Here is a 22,803-nt window from a genome sequence, read left to right on the forward strand (position 1 = left end):
CGCGTGATCGCCGGATTTCAGTGCAGATCGGGCGCCAGAGCCGCCGGCATCGGAGCGCCGGCCGCCATCTGGACGGCGCGCGGCGCGTAGACCGGCTCGGCCTCGACGATCGCATAATTGGCGCGGTCGGCGAACAGGGCCTCGAGGATGCGCACATTCATGCGATGGCCGCCGCAATAGGAGCGGAACTCACCGAGAATCGGATAGCCGGCCAGTGCGAGGTCGCCGACCGCATCGAGCACCTTGTGGCGCACGAACTCGTCGGCATAGCGCAGGCCCTCGGGATTGATCACCTTGTCCTCGCCGATGGCGACGGTGTTGTCGAGCGAGGCGCCGAGCGCGAAGCCGGCCTTCCAGAGCTGCTCGACATCGCGCATGAAGCCGAAGGTGCGGGCCCGCGAGATCTCGCTGGCATAGGCGGCAGGATCGAGGTCGAAGATCTTGCGCTGGCGGCCGATGGCAGGGCTGTCGAAATCGATCTCGACATCGAGGCGGAAACCCGACTCGGACGGCGCCAGCTCGGCGAAGGCGCGGCCGTGCTCGATACGGACCGGGCGCAGGACCTTGAGATAGCGGCGGGCGGCGCCGAGCGCGACGATGCCCGCAGCTTCGATGGCCGTGACGAACTCGGTGGCGCTGCCGTCCATGATCGGCATTTCCGGCCCGTCGATCTCGACCAGCACATTGTCGAGCCCGAGACCGGCGCAAGCCGACATCAGATGCTCGATGGTGGCGACCGAACCGGAAGCCTGCTCGCCGACGACGGTGCAGAGCTCGGTGGCGCTGACCTTGTTGTGGCGGGCGTGGATGAGTTGCTCATGGCCGCCTTCGAGCCCCTTGCGGAGGAAGACGACACCGGTGTTGGCGGCGGAGGGACGCAGGCACAGGCAGGCGGGAGCTCCCGAATGAACGCCGATACCTTCAAGGGTTACGGGCGAGCGAAGGGTCGTCTGCCGGTCAGCCATCATACTCTTATCCGATCCTTAGCGCGACGATCCGGTCCGGCGCCTGGCGGCGCTGCCAATCTGACGATCGATCGCGGTTCCCTTGAAACGAGCAGTCCAGGGCATCGCCCCGAATCCGTCTTCCCGGTGTTGACCTGCAAGATAAGCGCAGGAGGCGGGGCTTCAAAATCACGCTTTCTTTCGCTCTGTAACAGAGTTTAAGGAGCGCCAAAAACCTCACCATCCGATTGATGTATATGGTTTTTCAGACGTTAAAAAAGGCCCGGCGCAAGGTTGCGCCGGACCCTTTGTTTAAAATTGGTCCTGAGACCTGTTTTGACCTCAGCTGGACTGACGCCGCAGGAAGGCCGGGATCTCGAGATGATCCTCTTCGGCAGGCCGGGCCGGGGCGGCGCGGCCATGCGGGTCGAGCTGGCCCTGCGCCGGCCTGGAGGCCTGCGGCGCGGCCGGGCGGCGCATGAACTCGGCATGGGCGGCGCTCGGCGGCGCAACCGGGACCGGCGGGGCCGGACGCGGCGCCGGAGCCGGAGCCTCCACGGCTTCCTCTTCCTTGCGGCCGAAGCCGACGGAGGCCAGGCGCTGCATCAGCGACATCCGCTTCTGATCGGCAGAGACCGCAGTCTGCGGCGCAACGGCGGCCGCGCGGGTCTGCGCGATCTGGTTCTGGGCCGGCATCGGCAGATCCTCGATCCGCGGCATGCGGGTCGGCCGAATCACGGCGCGCTCGGGCGCCGGCGGGATGAAGCTGTCCTCAAGATAGGGCAGCTCGGCCTCGACCGGGAGCGGCTGCTGCATCGGCGGAGCGGCCATGACCGGGCGCGGCTGCACCGGCTCGATGCGGACATCGGCGGCGAAGTTCACCGGTGCGGCCGGGCGGACGGGCTCGGGCGTCGGCGGCAGGCGCAGCTCGGGAGCCGGCTCCTGCTGCAGCTGCGGCACGGGGGCCGACACCGGGGCGGCGGCGGTGCGCACGTTCGGCACGGCGGTGCGCAGGCGAGCCTCGGCCTTCAGCCGCTCGGCGACCTCGGCGATGCGGGCCTCGGTCGCGTCGACCTCGGCCTGCGAGCTCACCGGCTTGTCGATGCCGGTCGCGACGACCGAGACGCGGACAGTGCCCTCGAGCGATTCGTCGAAGGTCGCGCCGACGATGATGTTGGCCTCGGAATCGACCTCCTCGCGGATGCGGGTGGCGGCCTCGTCGACCTCGTAGAGCTTCATGTCGCGGCCGCCGGTGATCGAGATCAGCAGGCCACGGGCACCCTTCATCGAGACGTCGTCGAGCAGCGGGTTGTTGATCGCGGCCTGGGCGGCCGAGAGCGCGCGCTTCTCGCCCTGCGCCTCGCCGGTGCCCATCATCGCCTTGCCCATGCCGCGCATCACGGCGCGGACGTCGGCGAAGTCGAGGTTGATCAGGCCGGGACGGACCATCAGGTCGGTGATGCAGGCGACGCCCGAGTAGAGCACCTGGTCGGCCATGCCGAAGGCGTCGGCGAAACCGGTGTTCTCGTTGGCGACGCGGAACAGGTTCTGGTTCGGGATGACGATCAGCGTGTCGACGGCTTCGTTGAGCTCGCCGATGCCGGCCTCGGCCATGCGCATGCGGCGATGGCCTTCGAACTGGAACGGCTTGGTGACGACGCCGACGGTGAGGATCCCCATGTCCCGGGCGACGCGGGCGATGGCGGGCGCCGCGCCGGTACCGGTACCACCGCCCATGCCGGCAGTGATGAAGACCATGTGCGCACCGGCGAGGTGGTCACGGATCTCGTCGACGACCTCCTCGGCGGCCGCGCGCCCGACTTCCGGCTGCGAGCCGGCGCCGAGGCCTTCGGTGACCTGGAGACCCATCTGGATGATGCGCGGGGCGCGCGAGAGCGCCAGAGCCTGGGCATCAGTGTTGGCACAGACGAAATCGACCCCGTCGAGGCCAGCCTCGATCATGTTGTTCACGGCGTTGCCGCCGGCACCGCCGACGCCGAACACGGTGATTCGGGGCTTCAGTTCCCGGATGTCCGGGGCTTGCAGATTCATCGCCATGGTTGCCTCTTTCAAATTTCCGTCCGGTCCCTGGCGGGCGCCGTCCCGTTTTCCACGCCAGGGGCCGGGGCCCCGATTTCACGAACTCACTCCGTTCCGCCGGCCGGGTGGCCGGGCGGACCGCAACTCTCAGAAACTCTCCTTCAGCCAGCGGCCGACACGCGAGAAATACCCGTCGGCAGCATGGGCGAAGTAGGACGCGCCGGCCCGCGGCTCGAAATGCTCGACATGGGCGACCTGCGGATAGACCAGCAGGCCGACCGCCGCGGCGAAGGACGGACCCTTGCCCGCTTCGGGCAGGCCCCGGATACCGAGCGGGCGCCCGGTGCGGACCTGGCCGCCGAGCACGCGCCTTGCAACTTCCGGCATGCCGGTGAGCTGGCAGGCGCCGCCCGTCAGGACGACGCGCCGGCCGGCCTCGGCCGAGAACCCGGCCGCCTTGAGCCGGTCGCGCACGAGTTCGAGGATCTCCTCGACGCGCGGCTTGATGATCCGGATGAGATGCGACTTCGCCAGATGGTTCGGCATGTCGCGCTCGTCATCGTCGACCTGCGGCACCGCGATCATGTCGCGATCGTCGGACGGGCTGGAGATCGCCGAGCCGTGCAGCGTCTTCAGCCGCTCGGCCGCCGCGACCCGGGTCGAAAGCCCGCGCGCCACGTCCATGGTGATGTGGTTGCCGCCGACCGCGATGGCGTCGGCATGGGTCAGGTGACCGCCGGCGAAGACACCGAGCGAGGTCGTGCCGCCGCCCATGTCGACCACGACGACACCCATTTCGGCCTCATCGTCGACCAGCACGGAAAGCCCTGCCGCATAGGGTGTCGCGACGACGGCCTCGACCTCGAGATGGCAGCGCTCGACCGCCAGCATGACGTTGCGCGCCGCAGCCGCCTCGGAGGCGACGACATGCATGTCGACCGAAAGCGAGCCGCCGATCAGCCCACGCGGATCGAGCACGCCGGGCGAGCCGTCGAGCGCATAGCCCGTCGGCAGCGCGTGGAGCACCGCCTTGCCCGGCCGGATGGCGTGGTTGGCGGCCGCTGCGAGCACGCGCTTCACGTCGGAATCGCCGACCGAGCCGCCGCGCAGTTCGACGCTGGCCTGATAGTGCTGCGAGTTCAGCCGGCCGCCGGTCAGATTGACGATGACCGACTGCACCTCGACCTTGGCCATCCGCTCGGCGGCGTCGACCGCGGCCCGGATGGCGCGCTCGGCGCTATCGAGGTCGATGATCGCCCCGCCCTTCAGGCCGAGCGAACGCTGATGGCCGATGCCGACGATGCGGGCGACATGGGTGCGCCCGCGCAGACGCTCGTTCGCCTCGGCCGGATTGAGCTCGGCGATCAGGCAGACGACCTTGCTCGTGCCGATGTCGAGAATCGACAGGGTCGCGCTCTTGCGCGACGAGAGCGGCCGCATCCGCGGCGTCAGGCCCTGGGAGGTCAGGCTCATGCCTCGCCTCCCTTCTTCTTGCCCTTGTTCTTGAGCAGCTCGGCCCGTGCGGCCGCGCCCTCCTCGGTCAGTCGCATTGTCACGCGGTCAGGCTGGCGCAGGTCGATGGCGATCAGATCCTTCTCGCTGATCCGGAAATCCTGTTCGAGGCCGACCAGGCGCTTCAGCGCCGCACCGGACTCGGTTTCGGGCAGGCGGATGTCGATGCCCGTGTCGAGTTTGAGGTTCCAGCGCCGGCCGGCGACGAGGCTGCCGGCGCGGATGCGGGGCGCGAACGGGCCGGCCGAAGCGAGCAGCGCGACATAGTCGCGGGCACGCAGATTGGCGTCGGTTCCGACGACCAGCGGCAGATGGGCGAAGCGGCCATCATCCATCCGGTCGATCACCGTGCCGTCGGCCGCGATCAGGAACAGATCCCCCTTGGTCTGCCAGAGCGCGAATGGCTCGCGCTCGGTGAGGTTGATCGCGATCTCGCCGGGATAGAGCTTGCGGACCGAAGCCTCGCGGATCAGCGGAGTCGATTCGAGCCGCCGGCGCGCCTCGTCGGCGTCGAAGAAGGCGAGCGAAATCTTCGGGTCGATGCCCGCCGCGACCAGCACTTCGATCTCGGAAAGCTCGGTCAGGCCGGAAATGGTGACACGGTCGATGCCGAGACCGACCAGCCGGGCCAGCGCGTGCTTGGGCTCGCCATAGGTCTCGCGCAGCGTCTCGAAATGGCCGCCGAGCGCGGCGCCCGTCGTCGCCGACAGGGCGAGGAAGCCGACGGCGAGCCAGGAGCCCAGGCCGCGCGGCAGGCGCTGTGCCAGCGGCAGCGCGAAGGCGCTGCGCCGCGAGCCGCGAAACCAGCGGCGCGAGCGCTCGCCGACGAGGAGTTGAGGCCCCGCAGCGCGCGTCGGTGTCATCGGACCGGACCCTGCCAGCACCGCGTTCACCGATCTAAGGAGGCGTCCTCCACCATCCATGTGACGAGCTCACTGAAATTCATGCCCGCGTGGGCGGCCAGTTCGGGTACCAGGCTGGTCTCGGTCATGCCGGGCTGCGTGTTAACTTCCAGCCAGACGAGAGTGTCGGTCTCGTCGTCATATCGGAAGTCGGAACGACTGACGCCGCGGCACCCGATTGCTTGATGCGCCGTTAACGCACACTCTTCGATCCGCTGGTAAATATTCGGTAAAATTTGAGCGGGGCAGATGTGAATCGAACCGCCTTTCGCATACTTCGCATCGTAGTCGTAGAACTCACCCGTCGCCGCCCGAATCTCGGTCACTCCCAAGGACTTGCCGTCCATCACCGCGCAGGTCAGCTCGCGCCCGGCAATGAAGGTTTCGGCCAGTAGGAGGTCCCCGCAGGGCCAGTCCGGCCGGGCGATTTCCTGGGGTGGATGCTCGCGGCCCTTCTTGACGATCACGACCCCGACCGAGGATCCCTCGTCGATCGGCTTCAGCACGTAAGGCGGCGGCAAGGCATGACGCTTGGCGGCCTCGAAGCGCGTGACGTTTACGCCATGCGCGACCGGGACGCCGGCCGCGGCGACGACCATCTTGGCCTTGTCCTTGCGGATCGCCAGCGCCGAAGCGAGCACGCCGGAATGGGTATAGGGGATGCCCATGATCTCGAGCATGCCCTGAATGGTGCCGTCCTCGCCGAAACGACCATGCAGGCCGTTGAAGGCGACGTCGGGCCGGAGCTTCTCGAGCACCGCCGCGATGTCCCGCTGGACGTCGACCCGGGTCACGCGGAAGCCCGCCCGCTCCAGCGCGGCAGCACAGCCGGCACCGGAATTCAGGCTGACCTCGCGCTCCACGGACCATCCGCCCATCAGAACTGCGACGTGTTTGCTCATGCTGGCTCCAAGCTCCGCACCTGCGGCGAAACTGGCCAGATATGGTTAACGACGCGTTAAGAAACCGCGCTCTTGGTTAATGTCGAGCCGGCTGTGGCGGCCGCGCCTCACTCCCCTTCCTCGGCTGCGACCTTCGCCAGCAGGGTCGTGAGCAAGGCCCGTTCGGCCTTATCCAGCCGGGCGATCAGGCGCTCCTCGGTCTCGACATGGGAGACCACCAGCCGCTCGATCAGCGCGAAACCTTCATCGGTGAGGACGATGCGCAGGCTGCGCCGATCCTGTGGATCGGCCTGCCTGGCAATCAAACCGCGCCTCTCCAGCCGGTCGAGGCGATTCGTCATCGCCGAGGTCGAGAGCATCATGTCCTTGGCGAGTTCGGACGGCGTCAGCGAACCGCCGCGCTCGCCCTGACGGCGCAGTGTCATCAGCACGTCGAAGCCGGCGAAGTCGAGTTCCTCGCCGGCGAGATTACGCCCGACACCGAGCCGGACGCGCTCCGCCGCCCGCCAGATCGCGCCGCACACCGCCATCGGACTCGCGTCGATGTCCGGCCGGGCACGCCGCCACTGCATGAGGATCGAATCGAGCGGGCCGCCTTGCCCGGCTTCGTCGGCTTGACTCATGGAAACTCCACGCCTAATTATCCGTCATCAAATAATTTGATATCGAATTATCAAACTTCGGATGAACCTAGCAGCCACCTCCTGCTGCCGCAAACCAGGCGTGAGCAAGACCATGATGGACAGAACCGCCGCATTCCCGATCGACCCGATCTTCATCGAGCGCTGGTCGCCCCGCGCCTTCCACCCGGAGCCCATGCCCACAGGGGCGCTGCTGACCATCCTTGAAGCCGCCCGCTGGGCTCCGTCAGCCTACAATGTGCAGCCCTGGCGCTTCCTCTACGCCCTGCGCGACGACGCGCACTGGCCGCGTTTCCTCTCGCTGCTCGACAGCTTCAACCAGAGCTGGGCCGGCTCGGCCTCGGCCCTCGTCTTCCTGCTGTCGGATACCGGCACGGACGACGCCGCCCAGCAGCAGGCCTCGCCGATCCGCAGCTTCGACACCGGCGCCGCCTGGTCGCACATCGCCCTGCAGGCTGTCCGGCTCGGCTACCACGCCCATGCGATGGCCGGCATCGCGTTCGAGGCCGCCCGCACGAGCCTCGCCGTCCCGCCCCGCTTCCGCATCGAGATCGCCGTCGCGCTCGGCCGCCGTGCGGCCCCCGAGACGCTGCCGCCGCCGCTGCGCGAGCGCGAATGGCCGAGCCCGCGACGCTCGCTGACCGAAACCGCCTTCGCCGGCTCCTTCCCGGCCTGAGCGCCGGTTCCGCCTCTTTCGAAAGGTCACGGCCATGGCCGACAGCAAGACCCGCATCCTGTTCGCGACGATCCTCGCGCCCATCCTCTGGGGCTCGACCTATGTCGTCTTCACCCAGACGCTTCCCGTCGAGCATCCGCTGCTGGTCGGGGCGCTGCGCGCCTTGCCGGCCGGCATCCTCCTGATGCTGCTCGGGCCGGGCCTGCCGCCGCGCGACAAGCTCCTGCCGCTCGCCATCATCGGCTTTGCCAATATCGGCCTGTTCTTCGGCATGCTCTTCCTCAGCGCCGCGCGCCTGCCGGGCGGGCTCGCCGCGACGCTGGGCTCGATGCAGCCGCTGCTCGTCGCCTTCCTGGCCTGGCCCCTGCTGCTGCGCCGGCCCCGGCTCGGCCAAGTACTCGCCGCGCTCGCCGGGACCGCCGGTGTCGGCCTGCTGGTGATCGACGACACGGTGAAGCTCGACGCGATCGGCGTCGCCGCCGCGCTCGTCGGCGCCGCCTCGATGGCGACTGGTACAGTGCTGATCGAGCGCTCGGGCAAGGTCGGCACGCCGCTCGCGCTCGCGGCCTGGCAGCTCACCCTCGGCGGGCTCCTGCTCCTGCCGGTCGCGCTGATGGTCGAGGGCCTGCCGCCCGTGCCGACCATGGGCAATCTCGTCGGCCTGACCTATCTGGTCGTGATCGGCACTGCCCTCGCCTATTGGCTCTGGGTGCGCGGCATCGCAGCAATCGGCACGGGTGTCGCCTTCCTCAGCCTGCTCAGCCCGTTGGTCGCGACCTTCCTCGGCGCCGCCCTGCTCAATGAATGGTTCAACGCCCAGCAATGGCTCGGCATCGCCATCATCTTCGGCTCGACCGTCGCCGGCATCTTGCTGTCACGGCCCAAGCCAGCCGAAGCGGCAGCGCCCGCTCAGGCCGCGACGCCGAAGCGCTTGATCTCCCAGTGCAACTCGTAGCCTGAATTGTCCTTCACCCGGCGCCGGACCTCTTCGCCGAGCCCTTCGATATCGGCGGCGCTCGCGCCGCCGGTATTGATCAGGAAGTTGCAGTGCATCTCGGAGACCTGGGCCCCGCCGATGCGCAGGCCGCGGCAGCCGGCGGCGTCGATCAGCTGCCAGGCCTTGCCGCCCACGGGGTTCTTGAAAGTCGAGCCGCCGGTGCGCTCCTTGATCGGCTGCGCCGCCTCGCGCGCCGAGGTGACGCGGTCCATCTCGGCCAGGATCGCCGCCTGTTCGCCGGGCCGCCCCTGGAACAGCGCGGAGGTGAAGATCACGTCGCTCGGAGCTGCCGAGTTGCGGTAGCTGAAGCCCATATCGGCATGCGAGAAGGTCACGATCTCGCCGGCGCGCGTCACGCCGCGCGCCTCGACCAGCACGTCCGTCGTCTCGCCGCCATGGGCGCCGGCGTTCATCCGCAGAGCCCCGCCGATGCAGCCGGGGATGCCGCGATAGAAGGCGAGCCCGTCGAGCGAGGCATCGGCCGCCGCCCGCGCCACCTTGACGTCCGGCACGGCCGTGCCGGCGCGCAACCGGTCGCCGTCCTCCCGCACGATCTCGCCGAAGGCCTTGCCGCCGAGGCGGATCACCACGCCGGGAATGCCGCCATCACGCACGATCAGGTTCGAGCCGAGCCCGACCACCGTAACCGGGATCTCGGCCGGCAGCCTGGACAGGAAATAGGCGAGATCCGCCTCGTCGGCCGGCGTGAACAGAACCTGCGCCGGCCCGCCGACACGGAACCAGGTCAGCCCTGCCATCTCCTGATTGGCGACGAGACGTCCACGCAGCTCCGGGGCGGCGGCGTGCAGGGCGGGCGTGATGTCCGGGAAGCTCACTTGCCGCCCCCCAGCGCCGCGAGCTCGCCCGGCAGGGCATAGGCCCATTGCGTGATGTTGCCGGCGCCGAGCAGCACGACATAGTCGCCCGGTCCCGCCAGCGTCGCGACGATGCCGGCGAGCTTTTCGGAGGAAGGCAGCGGCAGCGCATGGCGATGGCCGCGCGCCTTGATCGCGGCGACGAGGCCTTCGCGGTCGGCACCCGGGATCGGCTGCTCGCCGGCCGCATAGGTGTCGGCGACGATCACAGTATCGGCATCGTTGAAGCAGGAGGCGAAATCGTTGAACAGGCTGGAGAGCCGCGTGTAGCGGTGTGGCTGCACCACGGCGACGACCTTGCCCTTGGTCGAGGCGCGCGCCGCCTTGAGCACGGCGGCAATCTCGACCGGGTGGTGGCCGTAATCGTCGAAGATCTGCGCCCCGTTCCATTCGCCGGTGCGGGTGAAGCGGCGCTTGACCCCGCCGAAGCCGGCGAGCCCCTGGCGGATCATCTCGACCGGCACGCCGAGATCATAGGCGACGGCGATCGCCGCGGTGGCGTTCAGCGCGTTGTGATGGCCCGGCATCGGCATGACGAGATCGCGGATCGCGTCCTCGCGCCCGTTCTTGCGGTCGCGGATCAGCAGGGTGAACCGGGCCTGGCCGCCGGAAAGGTCGATATCGGTCAGCCGGAAATCAGCCTGCGGGTTCTCGCCATAGGTGATGACGCGGCGATCCTCGATCTGCCCGACCAGCTCCTGCACGGTCGGATGGTCGATGCACATCACCGCAAAGCCGTAGAAGGGCAGGTTCTCGACGAAGGAACGGAAGGCGCCCTTGATGGCGTCGAACGTCCCGAAATGGTCGAGATGCTCGGGGTCGATATTGGTGATGATCGCGACATCGGCCGGCAGCTTCAGGAAGGTGCCGTCCGACTCGTCGGCCTCGACCACCATCCAGTCGCTCTCGCCCATGCGGGCATTGGTGCCGTAGGCGTTGATGATGCCGCCATTGATCACGGTCGGGTCGAGCCCGCCCTTGTCCAGCAGGGTCGCGACCAGCGAAGTCGTGGTGGTCTTGCCATGGGTACCGGCGATGGCGACGCAGCTCTTGAGGCGCATCAGCTCGGCCAGCATCTCGGCCCGGCGCACCACCGGCAGGCGCTTCTCGCGCGCCGCCATCAATTCCGGATTGTCGCGCTTGATCGCTGTCGAGACCACGACGACCTCGGCCTCGCCGAGATTGCCGGCGGCATGGCCGACGAAGGTCTTGATGCCCTTGTCGGCGAGGCGCCGGACATTGGCGTTGTCGGAGGCGTCCGAGCCCTGAACCTTGTAGCCGAGATTGTGCAGCACCTCGGCGATCCCCGACATTCCGATGCCGCCGATGCCGACGAAATGGATGGAGCCGAGCTTCGGCGGCAGCTTCATGGTGCGATACTCTCTGGAAAGTTCAAATCTTGGGAAAATTCAGATCTGGGCGGTTTCGGCGATCAGGCGCGCCAACCGGTCGGCGGCGTCCGGAATTCCGGCGCTCTTGGCGCTCGCAGCCATCGCAGTCAAGCGCGAGGGGTCGGCAAGCAGGCCCGAAAGCTCGCTGGCGAGCCGCCGCGGCGTGAAGTCCGGCTGCATGATCCGGATGGCTCCGCCAGCCTTTTCGAGGACAGCGGCATTGGCCGCCTGGTCCTGGTCGAGCGAGCCCGGCAGCGGCACCAGCAGAGCCGGCCGACCGATCACCGAGAGCTCGGCGACTGTCGAGGCGCCGGCGCGCCCCACGACGAGATGGGAAGTAGCCATCCGCGCGGGAAGATCCTTGAAGAAGGGCGCGATCTCTGCCTTTACGCCAAGCGCGGAATAAATGCCGCGCACCCGCTCGTCATCCTCGGCCCTCGCCTGCTGGACGATCGAGATCCTCGCTCGCTCCTCCGCGCTGAGCAGCTGGATCGCCGGGGGCACGATGTCCGCCATGACACGCGCACCCTGGCTGCCGCCGAAGACCAGCAGGTTCACCCCGCCCTCGAGCGACGGATAGGGAGAGGCGGCCTGGATCACCGCCGGCCGCACGGGATTGCCGACCTGGCGACATTTCGCCGCCTGCGTGGCGGAAAGTCCGCCGACCTCGGCGAAGCCGGTGGCGATCAGCTTCACCCGGCCCGCGAGGAAGCGATTGGCCCGGCCGATCACTGCGTTCTGCTCGTGCACCATGGTCGGCACGCCCATCAGCGCGGCGGCGAAGACAGGCGGCACCGTCGGATAGCCGCCGAAGCCGACGACCAGCGCCGGCTTCAGCGCCTTGATCTCGCGGCGCGCCGCGAAGGCGCCCTTGGCCAGCACCAGCGCCGCCTGCAGCATCTTCAGCGGCGAGCGGCCGGACGGCGTCGCGGCCGGCACGGCATGGATCGATTCCGCCGGGAAGCTGCCGGCATATTCGGCGGCGCGTGTGTCCGTAATCAGCGCCACCCGCAGGCCGCGCGCATGCAGGGCGTGGCTCAGCGCCTCGGCCGGGAAGAGATGCCCGCCCGTGCCGCCCGCGGCGAGCACGATCAGCGGAGCCCGCGCCCCTGTCGTCACGGCCGACGCCCCGTCGCGCCGAAATTCTCGGCCCGCGGCCGCTTTCGCGTCAGCGCCAGGAGGAAGCCGGTGCCGAGCGCCAGCGAGATCAGCGAAGAGCCGCCATAGGAGATGAAGGGCAGCGTCATGCCCTTGGCCGGCATCATGTGCAGGTTGACCATCATGTTGATCGCCGCCTGGGTGCCGAAGAGCAAAGCGAGGCCGGTCACCGCGAGGCGGACGAACGGGTCTTCGGCCCGCTGCGCCACGAACAGCGCCCGCAGCACGATGATCGCGAACATCGCGACCAGCACCATGCAGACGACGACGCCGAATTCCTCGGCCGTGACCGCGAAGATGAAGTCGGTATGCGCGTCCGGCAGGATGCGCTTGACCGTGCCCTCGCCCGGCCCCTTCCCGAGCCATCCGCCCTGCGCGAAGCTCTCCAGCGCGGTATCGACCTGGAAGGTGTCGCCCGAGCCCTTGTCCATGAAGCGTTCGATGCGGCCGCGCACGTGAGGCACGAGCTGATAGGCGATCAGCAGGCCGAAGGCGCCTGCCCCGCCGAGGCCCATCACCCAGAACCAGTGCAGGCCGGCGACGAAGAACAGGCCCGCCCAGACCAGCGTCACCAGCACCGTCTGACCGAAATCCGGCTGCAGCACCAACGGCACGATGGTCATCGGCAACAAAAGGAAGGCGATGATCGTGCCCGGCAGATCGGGCCGGCGGCTGCCCTCGGCGAAGGCCCAGGCCGCCATGACGACGAAGGCCGGCTTGAGGAATTCCGAGGGCTGGATCGAGCCGAGCGGGCCGAGCGTCAGCCAGCGCTTGGCGCCCTTGACCTCGACGCCGAAATAGAGCGTGCCGACCACCCCGGCCAGCGCGGCGAGATAGACGATCAGGGCGGCGCGGCGGACCTGGCGCGGGGTCAAAAGCGACGTGATCAGGAAGACCGCCAGCGCCGCCAGAAGATAGACCGCCTGGCGGTTGACGAAATGGAAGGTCGACAGGCCCAGCCGCTCGGCGACCGGCGGACCGCCCGCCATCAGCAGCACGACGCCGGAGACCATCAGCGCCACCATTGTCGAGAGGATGACGCGGTCGATCGACCACCACCAACGGCCGCTCAGGCTGGGTTCTGCGCGCGAATTCATCTATCCGGCTCCGTCAGCGAACAGGCAGATCGAGGCGCCTGCTCCAGCGAATCACTCTGTCAATGAATGGTTAACCGATTGATTCCGAGTTGAGTTCTTACCGTCGGCAGCCGTCGTTCCCCGGGCGACCCGGGACCCATGCCTGACCCTCGTTCGGAAAGGCTCAGGCATCGATCCCGTCTCTGCGCTGCGCTTCGGCCGGATGGCCGTAACGCACCACCTAGACGCCCACCGCCTCGAACCCCGGCAGCGCCTTGACCAGCGACCGGAAGGCATCGCCGCGAACCTCGAAATTCGGGAACTGGTCGTAAGAAGCGCAGGCCGGCGAGAGCAGAACCGCGATCTCGCCCTCGCCCGGTGCCGCCAGCGCGGCCTCGGCGGCGGCCGCGACCGCGACGTCGAGCGTGCCGCTGCGCTCGTAAGCGACGCGGCCGTCATCGTCGAAGGTCGCGGCGAAGAGATCGCTCGCCGCGCCGATCAGATAGGCATGGGCGATGTTCGGGAAATACCGCCGCAGCGACTCGATGCCGCCCTCCTTCGCCTTGCCGCCGAGGATCCAGAAGATCGCGCGGAAGGAGGTCAGCGCCTTCTCGGTGGAGTCGGCATTGGTCGCCTTGGAATCGTTGATGAAGACGACGCGGCCGATCCGCCCGAGTTCCTCCATCCGGTGCTTGAGGCCCGGATAGCTCTTGAAGCCGGCGGCGACCTCCTCGGCCGTGAGGCCGACCGCCACGCAGGCTGCGAAGGCGGCCGCCGCATTCTGGGCGTTGTGGGCTCCGCGCAAGCTACCGATCCCGGCGAGATTGGCGACGACCTTCGGCTTGCCGTCTTTCACTTCGACGATACGCGTGTCGAGCTTGCCCTGATTGGCGGTGACGCCGGCGAAGACGCCCTCGTCGAGCGGCTGCTCGCCGCTGATCTTGACCAGTGGCCGGCCCGAAGCGGCACGTCGCCGTGCCATCTGCTTCGAGGGCTCGTCGTCGACGCCGATCACTGCGAGATAGGACGCGGCCACCAACCGCTCCTTGATCGCGCCATAGGCCTCGAAAGTGCCGTGCCGGTCGAGATGATCCGGCGTCAGGTTCATCTGGATGCCGACGGTCGGCTTGATCGAGGGCGCGAGGTCGATCTGGAAAGTCGAGCACTCGATGACGTGGATGCGGTCCTTGGCCGGAGGCGCGAGCGCCAGCACGGCGGTGCCGATATTGCCGCCCATCTGCACATCGCGACCGGCGGCGGACAGGACATGCGCGATCAAGGCGGTGGTCGTCGACTTTCCGTTGGTACCGGTGATGCAGATCACCGGCGCCTCCGGCGCGAGCTTGGCGCGCTCGAGGAAGAACAATTCGATGTCGCCGATCACGGGGACATTGGCGGCGTTCGCCTTCTCCACCGTCCAGTGCGGCGCCGGATGGGTCAGCGGCACGCCGGGCGAAAGCACGAAGGCGGCAAAGCCCGACCAGTCGGCCTTGGCGAGGTCGACGATGGAGAGCCCTTCGGCCGCCGCCTTGTCGCGGCTGGCCTGGTTGTCGTCCCAGCAGGCGACTTCGGTCCCTCCTGCGACGAGCGCGCGGGCGGTCGCGAGCCCCGAGCCGCCGAGGCCGAACAGAGCGAAGGTCTTGCCGGCGAAAACGGTGACCGGTGTCATCGGCTCAACGCAGCTTCAGCGTGGCGAGGCCGACCAGCGCCAGCACCACCGAGATGATCCAGAAGCGGATCACCACCTGCGGCTCGGTCCAGCCCAGCTTCTCGAAATGATGGTGGATCGGCGCCATCAGGAAGACGCGCTTGCCGGTGCGCTTGAACACCGCGACCTGGATGATCACCGAGAGCGCCTCGACCACGAACAGGCCGCCGACGATGGCGAGCACGATCTCGTGCTTGATCGCGACCGCGATGGTGCCGAGCATGCCGCCGAGACCGAGCGAGCCGGTGTCGCCCATGAAGATCTGCGCCGGCGGCGCATTGAACCAGAGGAAGCCGAGCCCGGCGCCCATCATCGCGCCGCAGATCACGGCAAGCTCACCGACGCCGGGGACGTGATGAATCTGCAGGTAGTTGGCGAAGATGGCGTTACCGGCGAGATAGGCGATGAAGCCGAAGGTGCCGGCCGCGATCATCACCGGCACGATTGCGAGCCCGTCGAGTCCGTCAGTCAGGTTCACCGAGTTGCCGGCGCCGACCACGACGAAGGCGGTGACCACCGGGAACAGGATGCCGAGCGGGATCATCCATTCCTTCAGGAACGGCAGCGCGAAGCCGCTGGCGATCGCGGGCGGGCTGACCAGCATGATCGCCGTGCAGGCGACGAGCGCGATGACGATCTCGAGGCCGAGGCGCGCCTTGCTCGAGAAGCCCTTATGCGACTGCTTCGTCACCTTGAGATAGTCGTCATAGAAGCCGATGGCGCCATAGCTCGCGGTCACGCCGAGCACGATCCAGACGTAAGGGTTGCGCAGATTACCCCAGAGCAGCGTCGCGACGAACAGCCCGGTCAGGATCATCAGCCCGCCCATGGTCGGCGTGCCGCGCTTGGCGAGATGCGATTCCGGCCCGTCGGTGCGGATCGGCTGCCCCTTGCCCTGCTTGATCCGGAGCCAGGAGATCGCCGCCGGCCCGAAGAAGAAGACGAAGAGCAGCGCGGTCGCGGTCGCCCCGCCGGCCCGGAAGGTGATGTAGCGGAAAACGTTCAGGATCGGGAAGTGAACCGCAAAATCGGCTAGCCAGACCAGCATTGGAACCTGTTCCTTGTCCTCAGTCGTCGGCCGTGACGACCGGGAAGCGGGCGGTCATCGCCTTCACGATCGAGCCCATGCGCGAACCGAGCGAGCCCTTGACCGTGACGACGTCGCCGGCGCGCAGCGCATCGAGCACCAGTGGCTCGAGTCCGCTCGCCTGGGCGGCATAAGCACCGCGCTGGCGTGAAGGCAAGGCATCGTAGAGAGAACGCATCAGGGGTCCGCATGCGAAGACGAGATCGACCCCGTTGCCGGTGACAGCCTCGGCGAGCCCCTTGTGCAGCGCTGGGCCGCTTTCGCCGAGTTCCAGCATGTCGCCGAGCACGGCGATGCGCCGGCCGCGACCATGGGCGTCGATCCGCCCGAGATTCTCGATCGCGGCCCGCATCGAGGCCGGGTTGCCGTTATAGCTCTCGTCGATCAGCGTGAACGGCCCGGACGGCGCATGCAGCATCTGGCGCGCCCCGCGTCCGGCCGGCGGCTTCAGTTCGGCGAGCGCCAACGCGGCCAAGGCGAGATCGGCCCCGATCGCCTCGACTGCTGCGAGCACCGCCAGTGAATTCAGAACGATGTGCTTGCCGGGGCTGCCAAGCTTATAGGTGACTGGCCGGCCGAGCACATTGGCCTCGACCGTCGAGATATCGGGCTTGAGCGAGCAGCCGAGCAGGCGGACATCGGCCGTTTCGCTCTCGCCGAAGCTGATGATGCGCCCGGCGGGACTCGCCTGCGCCAGCTCACGCAGCAGGCCGGTCTGGGCGATGTCGGCGTTGATGATCGCCGTGCCCCCGGCCTTCAGCCCGCTGAAGATCGCCGCCTTCTCGCGGGCGATGCCCTCGATCGACTCGAAGGCGGCGAGATGCACCGGCTGCACCGTGGTGATGATCGCCACCTCCGGCTGGACCATACGGGCGAGCGGCAGGATCTCGCCGGGGCTGTTCATCCCGATCTCGTAGACGCCGTAGCGCACATCCGCCGGCGTACGCGTCAGCGTCAGCGGCACGCCCCAATGATTATTGTAGGACGCGACCGGCGCATGCGTCTTGCCCTGTCGCGAGAGTACGAGGCGCAGTGCCTCCTTGGTGCCGGTCTTGCCGACCGAGCCGGTGACCGCGAGGACGCCGGCGTGAAGCTCGGCGCGCCGTGCCATACCGGCGCGCTCCATCGCGCGCAGCACGTCCGGCACGACCGCCAGCGGCGCCTCTACCGGGAAAACCCCGGCGTGCGCCTCGTCGACGACGGCAAGCGCCGCGCCCTTCTCGAGCGCGGCGGCGACGAAATCATGCCCGTCGCGCGCATCGCCCTGGATGGCGAAGAAGGCATCGCCCGGCTCGAGGGTCCGGGTATCGATCGAAGCGCCGGTCACCGCGGCCGGCTGCGGGCCTTGCGCCCGCGCCTCCATCGCCTCGATCAGGCGGGCTCCGGTCCAGAGCGGCGCAGCCGTCATCTCATGTTCTCCCGCTGATTTCGGCAACCGCGTGCCGCACCGTCTCATGGTCGGAGAACGGCAAGGTCCGGTCGCCGATGATCTGGCCGGTTTCATGGCCCTTGCCGGCAACGACCAGGAGGTCGCCCGGCTGCAATTCGGCGACACCTGCAGTGATCGCCCTCGCCCGGTCGCCGATCTCGCGCAGGCCCGGCGCGGCGGCGAGGATCTCGGCGCGGATTGCGGCCGGGTCTTCGCTGCGCGGATTGTCGTCGGTGACGATGGCGATATCGGCGCCCTCCGCCGCGATCCCGCCCATCAGCGGTCGCTTGCCGCGGTCGCGGTCGCCGCCGCAGCCGAAGACGCAGATCAGCCTGCCGCTGGCATAGGGGCGCAACGTCCTGAGCACCGCCGCGAGCGCATCGGGCTTGTGGGCATAGTCGACGACGACGAGCCCGCCATTGTGCTCGGCCACGCGCTCCAGCCGGCCGGGCACGCCCTTGAGCCCAGACAGCGCCGCGACCGCGGCCTCCGGCTCCTCGCCCGCCGCAATGGCGAGCCCCGCCGCGACCAGCGCATTGCCGGCCATGAAATCGCCGACCAGCGGCAGCATCACTTCGACCTCGCCACCGTCGACGGCAACGCGCAGGCGCTGCGAGAAGCCCTTGCGCTCGACCGAAAGCAGCCTGAGCCGATCCCCGCCCCGGCCGATGCCGATCACCGGATGGCCTGCGGCTGCAGCGGCCTGCGCCGCCTCGGCGGCGTAAGGCTCATCGCGGTTGATCACGACCGGCGCTCCGGCGGGGAGCAACTCCCAGAGCCGGAGCTTGGCAGCGAGGTAGTCCTCGACGCTCGGATGATAGTCGAGATGGTCGCGGCCGAGATTCAGGAAGGCGCCGGCCGTCAACCGCACCCCGTCGAGCCGGCGCTGGTCGAGCCCGTGCGAGGAGGCTTCCATCGCGACATGGCTGACGCCTTCCCCGGCCAGGCGGTCGAGAGAAGCGTGCAGCGAGAGCGGGTCGGGCGTGGTCAGCGAGCCGTAATCGGCCCCGGCCGCGGTGACGATGCCGATCGTGCCGAGGCTCGCCGCCTCCCGCCCGAGCGCCATGAAGATCTGTCGGGTGAATTCCGCGACGGAGGATTTGCCGCTGGTGCCGGTCACCGCGACGATGGTCGCCGGCTGGCGCGGATGCACCTTGGCCGCGGCGAGCGCCAGTGCCCGGCGCGGGTCGGAAACCTCGGCGAACGCGATGCCGGGGGCAAGCCCCGCTGGCCGGGGCTGGCCGGAAACAATGGCAACCGCGCCGCGCGCCGCAGCATCGGCGATGAACCGGGCGCCGTCGGTCCTGGCGCCGGCGAGCGCAACGAAAGCCTCGCCCTGCGCGACCTTGCGGCTGTCGAAGGCGATGCCCGCGACGCGCCGCTCGGCATCGTCCGGAAACGCCCCGGGAAAGAGCTGGCCGAGGCTGAAACCGGTATCTTGCATCTTTTTCGTCCGCCTAGCGTGTGCCCCAGGCGCCGAGCTTCGCCATCAAGGGGAAGGGCGCGACCGGCGGCTCGAAGCGCGGCGGCAGGCCGAGAATCGGCGCCGCCCGCTCAATGACCTTGCCGGTGGTGATGCCGGCGTTCCAGGCGGCCGTCGAATAGCCGCCGCTCTCGGCATAGCCTTTAGGCTCGTCATAGATCGAAAGGAACAGGTATCGCGGCTTGTCGGCCGGCACGATCGCCATGAAGGTCGTGAAGTTCTTGTTCTTGGCGTAGCGGCCGTTGATCACCTTCTCGGCCGTGCCGGTCTTGCCGCCGACGAAGTAGCCGGCGACATCGGCTTTGCGGGCCGAGCCGCGCTCGCCGTTGAGGCGCATGATGTAGCGCATCGCCTCCGAGGTTTCGGGCTTGATCACGCGGGTGCTGACGGCTTCCGCATCCTCGGCCGTGCGCTTGATGAAGGTCGGCGTCATCAGCTTGCCGCCATTGACCAGCGCCGCGACCGCCGCCAGCGCCTGGATCGGCGCCACCGCGAGGCCGTGGCCGAAGGCGATCGTCGCGGTATTGAGCTCGCCCCAGCGCTGCGGCACGATCGGCGAAGCGCTCTCCGGCAGCTCGGTCTGCATGCGGTCGAGCTGCACCATCTTGCGCAGGAAGGCCTTGTGCCCCTCGACGCCGACCGAGAGCGCCATCTTGACGGTGCCCATGTTCGAGGAGTGCACGAACACTTCCGGCACCGTCAGCGTCCGGCCGGTGCCGCCCCGATACTCGCGGATGACCTGGCGGCCGAAGCGCATCATGCCGCCGGCGGTCGAATAGCTCGAATTGATGTTGGCCTTGCCGGTGTCGAGCGCCATCGCGACGGTCAGCGCCTTGAAGGTCGAGCCCATCTCGTAGACGCCGACATTGATCCGGTTGATCCGGTCCTTCTCGAGCGCGTCGACCGGGTTGCTCGGGTCGAAATCAGGCAACGAAACGGTGGCGATGATCTCGCCGGTGTTCACGTCCATGACCGCTCCGGCCGCGGCGAGCGCCCGGTACTTTTCCATTCCCTTGAGGAGTTCGTCGCGCAGGAGGTGCTGGACGCGCAGATCGACCGACAACGTCACCGGCTTCAGGTCGGAGGCCTGCACCGCGAGCCCGGCGCCGTTGAGGTCCTGCAACCCCTGCGAGTCGATGTATTTCTCGATGCCGGCAATCCCGACATTGTCGACATTGGCGAAGCCGAGCACATGCGCGGCCGCCGGGCCGTTCGGATAGACGCGCTTGTTCTCGGGCACGAAGCCGACGCCGGGAATGCCGAGCCGGTGCACCTCGGCCTGCTGGCGCGGCGTGATCTCGCGCTTGACCCAGACAAAGCCCTTCTTGGTGCCGAGCTTGTCGCGCAGTTCCTTGGCGTTGAGATCCGGCAGCACCGCCGTGAGCAGTTCCGTCGCCTCGTCCTTGTCGAGGATCTTGCGCGGCTCGGCGAAGACCGAGACGGTACGGATGTCGGTCGCCATCACCGTGCCGTTGCGATCGACGATGTCGGGCCGCGCCGCCGAGATCGCGTTCGAGGTCGCCCGGCGCAAGCCGACCTGATCGTTCGGGAAGGCAGCGAGCGCCACCAGCCGGCCGGTGATCGCCAGGAAGAGTGCGCTGAAGCCGAGGATGACGAGGCCGACGCGCGGCCCGCTCTTCTCCCCGCTCATCCGGAAGACGTCACGCAGCAGGCCGGCCCGCAGGCTCGGCCGACGCGGCTTTTCGACCACCGGTGCCGCGACTACGGCTGGAGCGACGGGCTCGGTCGTCATGGGCGGCCTCCCGGCGTGGTGGAGTTGTTGCTCTTGACGTTGCGCGGCGTCTCGGTCGGCAGGCCGAGGCCGAGATCCTCGAGCTTGCGGCCGATCGAATCGACCTTCGGCCCGCGATTGGGGATGTCGGAAAGGCGCACGACCTGGTTGATCACCAGCGGCTGCAAATCGAGATGCCGGTCGGCCAGCGCCTGCAGCCGGTCGGGCCGGTTGAGGAACTGCCATTCGGCTTTGAGCACGGCGATCGCGTCGCGCTCGCGCTGGGCCTTGGCCTTCAGCTTCTGCAGCTGCTCGGCCTCCAGCGTCGTCTCGTACTTGATCGAATAGGCATAGAGCGCCGAGGAGACCAGCGCGCCGATGGCGATGACGTGCAGCAGCTTGATCACGCTCAGCTTCTCCGACGGGTTTGCGGGGCGGGCACGACGGCGAGCGCGACCAGCTCGGCATCGGGCGAGCGCGCCGCGGCCTCGGTGCGCTCGGCGGCCCGCAGCTTCGCCGAACGGGCCCGCGGATTGGCACGCATCTCGGCCTCGGACGGCGCCAACGCTCCCTTGATCACGGGCCGGAAGGTCGCCGTCGGCACCGCTGCGCTCGGCGCATGGCGCGAGGCGGCGGGAGCCTTGCCGGAGCGCTGCGCGAAGAACTGCTTGACGATGCGGTCCTCGAGCGAATGGAAGGTCACGACGGCGAGGCGTCCGCCCGGTGCCAGCGCCGCTTCCGCGGCATGCAGCGCCCGGACGAGCTCGCCGAGCTCGTCGTTGATCGCGATCCGGAGCGCCTGGAAGGTCCGCGTCGCCGGATGCGGGCCGTTGGGGTCGGCCCGGACGATGCCTGCGACGAGATCGGCCAATTGCTTGGTCGTGGTCAGCGGCGTCTTGCGGCGTGCCTCGACGATGGCGCGGGCAATGGCGCGCGAGCGCCGTTCCTCGCCATAGTGATAAATGATGTTGGCGAGCACGCCCTCGTCGGCCTCGTTGACGAGCTCGGCAGCGCTCTGGCCATCGGCCTCCATGCGCATGTCGAGCGGCCCGTCGAAGCGGAACGAGAAACCGCGCTGCGCTTGGTCGAGCTGCATCGACGAGACGCCGATGTCGAGCACCACCCCGTCGAGCGGCGTCATGCCGAAACGCTCGGCTTCTTCAGCAAGAGCGCCGAAACGGGCCTGCGCCAGGGTCAGCCGCCCGGCCATGGCGGCGACGAGATCGGCTCCACCGGCAATGGCATTGGGATCACGGTCGAGCGCAAGAAGCTCCGCCTGCGGCTCGCGCGTCAGCAGGGCGCGGGAATAGCCGCCGGCGCCGAAGGTTCCGTCGAGATAGCGACCGCCCGGCTTCAGCGCGAGCGCGTCGAGCGCCTCCTCCATCAGGACGGGTACGTGCGGCATGGCCACCTCCCCTTCAGACGACGCCCTCACGAGGTCACCGTCGCGCCGAGCGCGCGCCTGACGTCCCGCAGCTTCGCCCGCGCCTGGTCGAGATGGGCCTTGAAGCGCTCCGGCTCCCAGATCTGGAATTTGTGCCCCTGCCCGACGAAGGCGACCGCGTCGCCGATGCCGGCATGGGCCTTCAGCGCCTCGCTCAGCACGATGCGCCCCTCCGGGTCGACCTTCAACACTTCCGAGGTTCCGTTCAGCGCCGTGGAGAGCGAATCCCACTCCTCCGAGAAGGGCGAGAAGCGCGAGAGAATGTCGTCGATCGTCGCGCGCAGCGCATGGCCGCCGCAATCGAGGCTGGCCTGATCGAGCGCCGGATGGACGTAGAGCCCCTCGTAGCCGTCTTTCGCCAGCACGGCACGGAAGGTCGCAGGGATCGAGACCCTGCCCTTGGCGTCCAGCTTGTTGGTGAAATGGGAGACGAAGCGGTCCGTCAACGCCGCCTCCCGGCCAGGTTTCCACGGTGCGGAGCAGGCCGGTCAGAGCCGACCGCTGATACTCCCGTCGAACCCGACAAAGCGAAGCCCTTGGCCTGAATCCGCGCGGCACACGGACCCTGACCTGTCGCTTGCCTGTCGGTTTCGACGGGATGATTTGGGATACCATGGGATATTATGGGCGTCAACGGATTCAGGGGGCCAGACGCGACCCTGCGCCAGCCTGGAAACATCACAGCCCGTTAAGGTTAACTATCCGTAAAAACGTCGATTTCCGGCGCGCGAGCACACGCGACGCCGCATGCGTTGGCCGCCCCATCCGGCCTGCCCGCGAAGAAATATTTTTGAGGCGGTCGACCG

The 22,803-nt window shown here is 68.3% G+C and carries 20 protein-coding genes; 2 read left to right on the top strand and 18 right to left on the bottom strand.

The window, feature by feature from the left end:
* Window positions 1-17 precede the first annotated feature (17 nt).
* From lpxC to RKE40_RS13460, 6 genes are all read right to left on the bottom strand, one after another.
* Window positions 18-968, bottom strand: coding sequence for a UDP-3-O-acyl-N-acetylglucosamine deacetylase (lpxC, locus tag RKE40_RS13435; RefSeq protein ID WP_316018737.1), 951 nt, complete (start codon window positions 966-968; stop codon window positions 18-20).
* A gap of 318 nt (window positions 969-1,286) precedes the next feature.
* Window positions 1,287-3,002, bottom strand: a complete 1,716-nt coding sequence (ftsZ, locus tag RKE40_RS13440; RefSeq protein WP_316018738.1) for a cell division protein FtsZ — start codon at window positions 3,000-3,002, stop codon at window positions 1,287-1,289.
* A gap of 129 nt (window positions 3,003-3,131) precedes the next feature.
* Entirely contained in the window at window positions 3,132-4,457 is a 1,326-nt protein-coding gene (gene ftsA, locus RKE40_RS13445) for a cell division protein FtsA (RefSeq protein WP_066471751.1), read from the bottom strand.
* Complete coding sequence (locus RKE40_RS13450; RefSeq protein ID WP_316018739.1) at window positions 4,454-5,359, bottom strand: cell division protein FtsQ/DivIB; 906 nt, start codon at window positions 5,357-5,359, stop codon at window positions 4,454-4,456. Before RKE40_RS13450 ends, ftsA begins: the two co-directional genes overlap by 4 nt.
* A gap of 26 nt (window positions 5,360-5,385) precedes the next feature.
* Window positions 5,386-6,300: a D-alanine--D-alanine ligase gene (locus RKE40_RS13455; RefSeq protein ID WP_316018740.1), complete on the bottom strand. Its 915-nt coding sequence runs from the start codon at window positions 6,298-6,300 to the stop codon at window positions 5,386-5,388.
* Window positions 6,301-6,407: 107 nt separating this feature from the next.
* Window positions 6,408-6,923: a MarR family winged helix-turn-helix transcriptional regulator gene (locus tag RKE40_RS13460; protein ID WP_316018741.1), complete on the bottom strand. Its 516-nt coding sequence runs from the start codon at window positions 6,921-6,923 to the stop codon at window positions 6,408-6,410.
* A 112-nt stretch (window positions 6,924-7,035) separates the two neighbouring features.
* Between RKE40_RS13460 and RKE40_RS13465 the strand changes: the two genes are divergently transcribed.
* Window positions 7,036-7,617 (top strand): nitroreductase family protein, encoded by a 582-nt coding sequence (locus tag RKE40_RS13465; protein WP_316018742.1) that lies wholly within the window; start codon window positions 7,036-7,038, stop codon window positions 7,615-7,617.
* A gap of 34 nt (window positions 7,618-7,651) precedes the next feature.
* Complete coding sequence (locus RKE40_RS13470) at window positions 7,652-8,572, top strand: DMT family transporter (RefSeq protein WP_316018743.1); 921 nt, start codon at window positions 7,652-7,654, stop codon at window positions 8,570-8,572.
* On the opposite strand, the gene murB is transcribed toward RKE40_RS13470, so the two are convergent.
* The 12 genes from murB to RKE40_RS13530 all read right to left on the bottom strand — a co-directional run bounded on the left by murB (window position 8,527) and on the right by RKE40_RS13530 (window position 22,443).
* Entirely contained in the window at window positions 8,527-9,450 is a 924-nt protein-coding gene (murB, locus tag RKE40_RS13475) for a UDP-N-acetylmuramate dehydrogenase (RefSeq protein ID WP_316018744.1), read from the bottom strand. The two genes, RKE40_RS13470 and murB, sit on opposite strands and share 46 nt — an antisense overlap.
* Window positions 9,447-10,859 (bottom strand): UDP-N-acetylmuramate--L-alanine ligase, encoded by a 1,413-nt coding sequence (gene murC / locus RKE40_RS13480; RefSeq protein WP_316018745.1) that lies wholly within the window; start codon window positions 10,857-10,859, stop codon window positions 9,447-9,449. The genes murB and murC overlap by 4 nt, the downstream gene beginning before the upstream one ends.
* 39 nt (window positions 10,860-10,898) lie before the next feature.
* Window positions 10,899-11,999, bottom strand: a complete 1,101-nt coding sequence (gene murG / locus RKE40_RS13485) for an undecaprenyldiphospho-muramoylpentapeptide beta-N-acetylglucosaminyltransferase (protein WP_316018746.1) — start codon at window positions 11,997-11,999, stop codon at window positions 10,899-10,901.
* A complete protein-coding gene (locus RKE40_RS13490) occupies window positions 11,996-13,135 on the bottom strand; it encodes an FtsW/RodA/SpoVE family cell cycle protein (protein WP_316018747.1) in 1,140 nt (379 codons plus the stop codon). The genes murG and RKE40_RS13490 overlap by 4 nt, the downstream gene beginning before the upstream one ends.
* A gap of 220 nt (window positions 13,136-13,355) precedes the next feature.
* Window positions 13,356-14,783 carry a UDP-N-acetylmuramoyl-L-alanine--D-glutamate ligase gene (murD, locus tag RKE40_RS13495; protein ID WP_316018748.1) on the bottom strand — a complete coding sequence of 476 codons (1,428 nt, stop codon included), beginning with the start codon at window positions 14,781-14,783 and terminating at the stop codon, window positions 13,356-13,358.
* Between the two features lie 4 nt (window positions 14,784-14,787).
* The gene (gene mraY / locus RKE40_RS13500) at window positions 14,788-15,870 is read right to left on the bottom strand and encodes a phospho-N-acetylmuramoyl-pentapeptide-transferase (protein WP_316018749.1); all 1,083 of its coding nucleotides are present in this window, start codon (window positions 15,868-15,870) and stop codon (window positions 14,788-14,790) included.
* A 19-nt stretch (window positions 15,871-15,889) separates the two neighbouring features.
* Window positions 15,890-17,317: a UDP-N-acetylmuramoylalanyl-D-glutamyl-2,6-diaminopimelate--D-alanyl-D-alanine ligase gene (locus tag RKE40_RS13505; RefSeq protein WP_316018750.1), complete on the bottom strand. Its 1,428-nt coding sequence runs from the start codon at window positions 17,315-17,317 to the stop codon at window positions 15,890-15,892.
* A 1-nt stretch (window position 17,318) separates the two neighbouring features.
* Window positions 17,319-18,782, bottom strand: coding sequence for a UDP-N-acetylmuramoyl-L-alanyl-D-glutamate--2,6-diaminopimelate ligase (locus RKE40_RS13510; protein WP_316018751.1), 1,464 nt, complete (start codon window positions 18,780-18,782; stop codon window positions 17,319-17,321).
* 13 nt (window positions 18,783-18,795) lie between these two features.
* Entirely contained in the window at window positions 18,796-20,574 is a 1,779-nt protein-coding gene (locus tag RKE40_RS13515) for a peptidoglycan D,D-transpeptidase FtsI family protein (RefSeq protein ID WP_316018752.1), read from the bottom strand.
* Window positions 20,571-20,960, bottom strand: coding sequence for a cell division protein FtsL (ftsL, locus tag RKE40_RS13520; RefSeq protein WP_316018753.1), 390 nt, complete (start codon window positions 20,958-20,960; stop codon window positions 20,571-20,573). The genes RKE40_RS13515 and ftsL overlap by 4 nt, the downstream gene beginning before the upstream one ends.
* Window positions 20,961-20,962: 2 nt before the next feature.
* The gene (gene rsmH, locus RKE40_RS13525; protein WP_316018754.1) at window positions 20,963-21,958 is read right to left on the bottom strand and encodes a 16S rRNA (cytosine(1402)-N(4))-methyltransferase RsmH; all 996 of its coding nucleotides are present in this window, start codon (window positions 21,956-21,958) and stop codon (window positions 20,963-20,965) included.
* Between the two features lie 26 nt (window positions 21,959-21,984).
* Window positions 21,985-22,443 carry a division/cell wall cluster transcriptional repressor MraZ gene (locus tag RKE40_RS13530; RefSeq protein ID WP_316018755.1) on the bottom strand — a complete coding sequence of 153 codons (459 nt, stop codon included), beginning with the start codon at window positions 22,441-22,443 and terminating at the stop codon, window positions 21,985-21,987.
* Window positions 22,444-22,803 lie beyond the last annotated feature (360 nt).

It is taken from the genome of Allobosea rubneri (assembly GCF_032464875.1).
Taxonomy (GTDB): domain Bacteria; phylum Pseudomonadota; class Alphaproteobacteria; order Rhizobiales; family Beijerinckiaceae; genus Allobosea; species Allobosea rubneri.

Bases quoted from the DNA above. Each gene is read 5' to 3' on its own strand.
- lpxC (WP_316018737.1), bottom strand. From the start codon at position 968: ATGATGGCTGACCGGCAGACGACCCTTCGCTCGCCCGTAACCCTTGAA.
- ftsZ (WP_316018738.1), bottom strand. From the start codon at position 3,002: ATGGCGATGAATCTGCAAGCCCCGGACATCCGGGAACTGAAGCCCCGA.
- ftsA (WP_066471751.1), bottom strand. From the start codon at position 4,457: ATGAGCCTGACCTCCCAGGGCCTGACGCCGCGGATGCGGCCGCTCTCG.
- RKE40_RS13450 (WP_316018739.1), bottom strand. From the start codon at position 5,359: ATGACACCGACGCGCGCTGCGGGGCCTCAACTCCTCGTCGGCGAGCGC.
- RKE40_RS13455 (WP_316018740.1), bottom strand. From the start codon at position 6,300: ATGAGCAAACACGTCGCAGTTCTGATGGGCGGATGGTCCGTGGAGCGC.
- RKE40_RS13460 (WP_316018741.1), bottom strand. From the start codon at position 6,923: ATGAGTCAAGCCGACGAAGCCGGGCAAGGCGGCCCGCTCGATTCGATC.
- RKE40_RS13465 (WP_316018742.1), top strand. From the start codon at position 7,036: ATGATGGACAGAACCGCCGCATTCCCGATCGACCCGATCTTCATCGAG.
- RKE40_RS13470 (WP_316018743.1), top strand. From the start codon at position 7,652: ATGGCCGACAGCAAGACCCGCATCCTGTTCGCGACGATCCTCGCGCCC.
- murC (WP_316018745.1), bottom strand. From the start codon at position 10,859: ATGAAGCTGCCGCCGAAGCTCGGCTCCATCCATTTCGTCGGCATCGGC.
- RKE40_RS13490 (WP_316018747.1), bottom strand. From the start codon at position 13,135: ATGAATTCGCGCGCAGAACCCAGCCTGAGCGGCCGTTGGTGGTGGTCG.
- murD (WP_316018748.1), bottom strand. From the start codon at position 14,783: ATGACACCGGTCACCGTTTTCGCCGGCAAGACCTTCGCTCTGTTCGGC.
- mraY (WP_316018749.1), bottom strand. From the start codon at position 15,870: ATGCTGGTCTGGCTAGCCGATTTTGCGGTTCACTTCCCGATCCTGAAC.
- RKE40_RS13505 (WP_316018750.1), bottom strand. From the start codon at position 17,317: ATGACGGCTGCGCCGCTCTGGACCGGAGCCCGCCTGATCGAGGCGATG.
- RKE40_RS13510 (WP_316018751.1), bottom strand. From the start codon at position 18,782: ATGCAAGATACCGGTTTCAGCCTCGGCCAGCTCTTTCCCGGGGCGTTT.
- RKE40_RS13515 (WP_316018752.1), bottom strand. From the start codon at position 20,574: ATGACGACCGAGCCCGTCGCTCCAGCCGTAGTCGCGGCACCGGTGGTC.
- rsmH (WP_316018754.1), bottom strand. From the start codon at position 21,958: ATGCCGCACGTACCCGTCCTGATGGAGGAGGCGCTCGACGCGCTCGCG.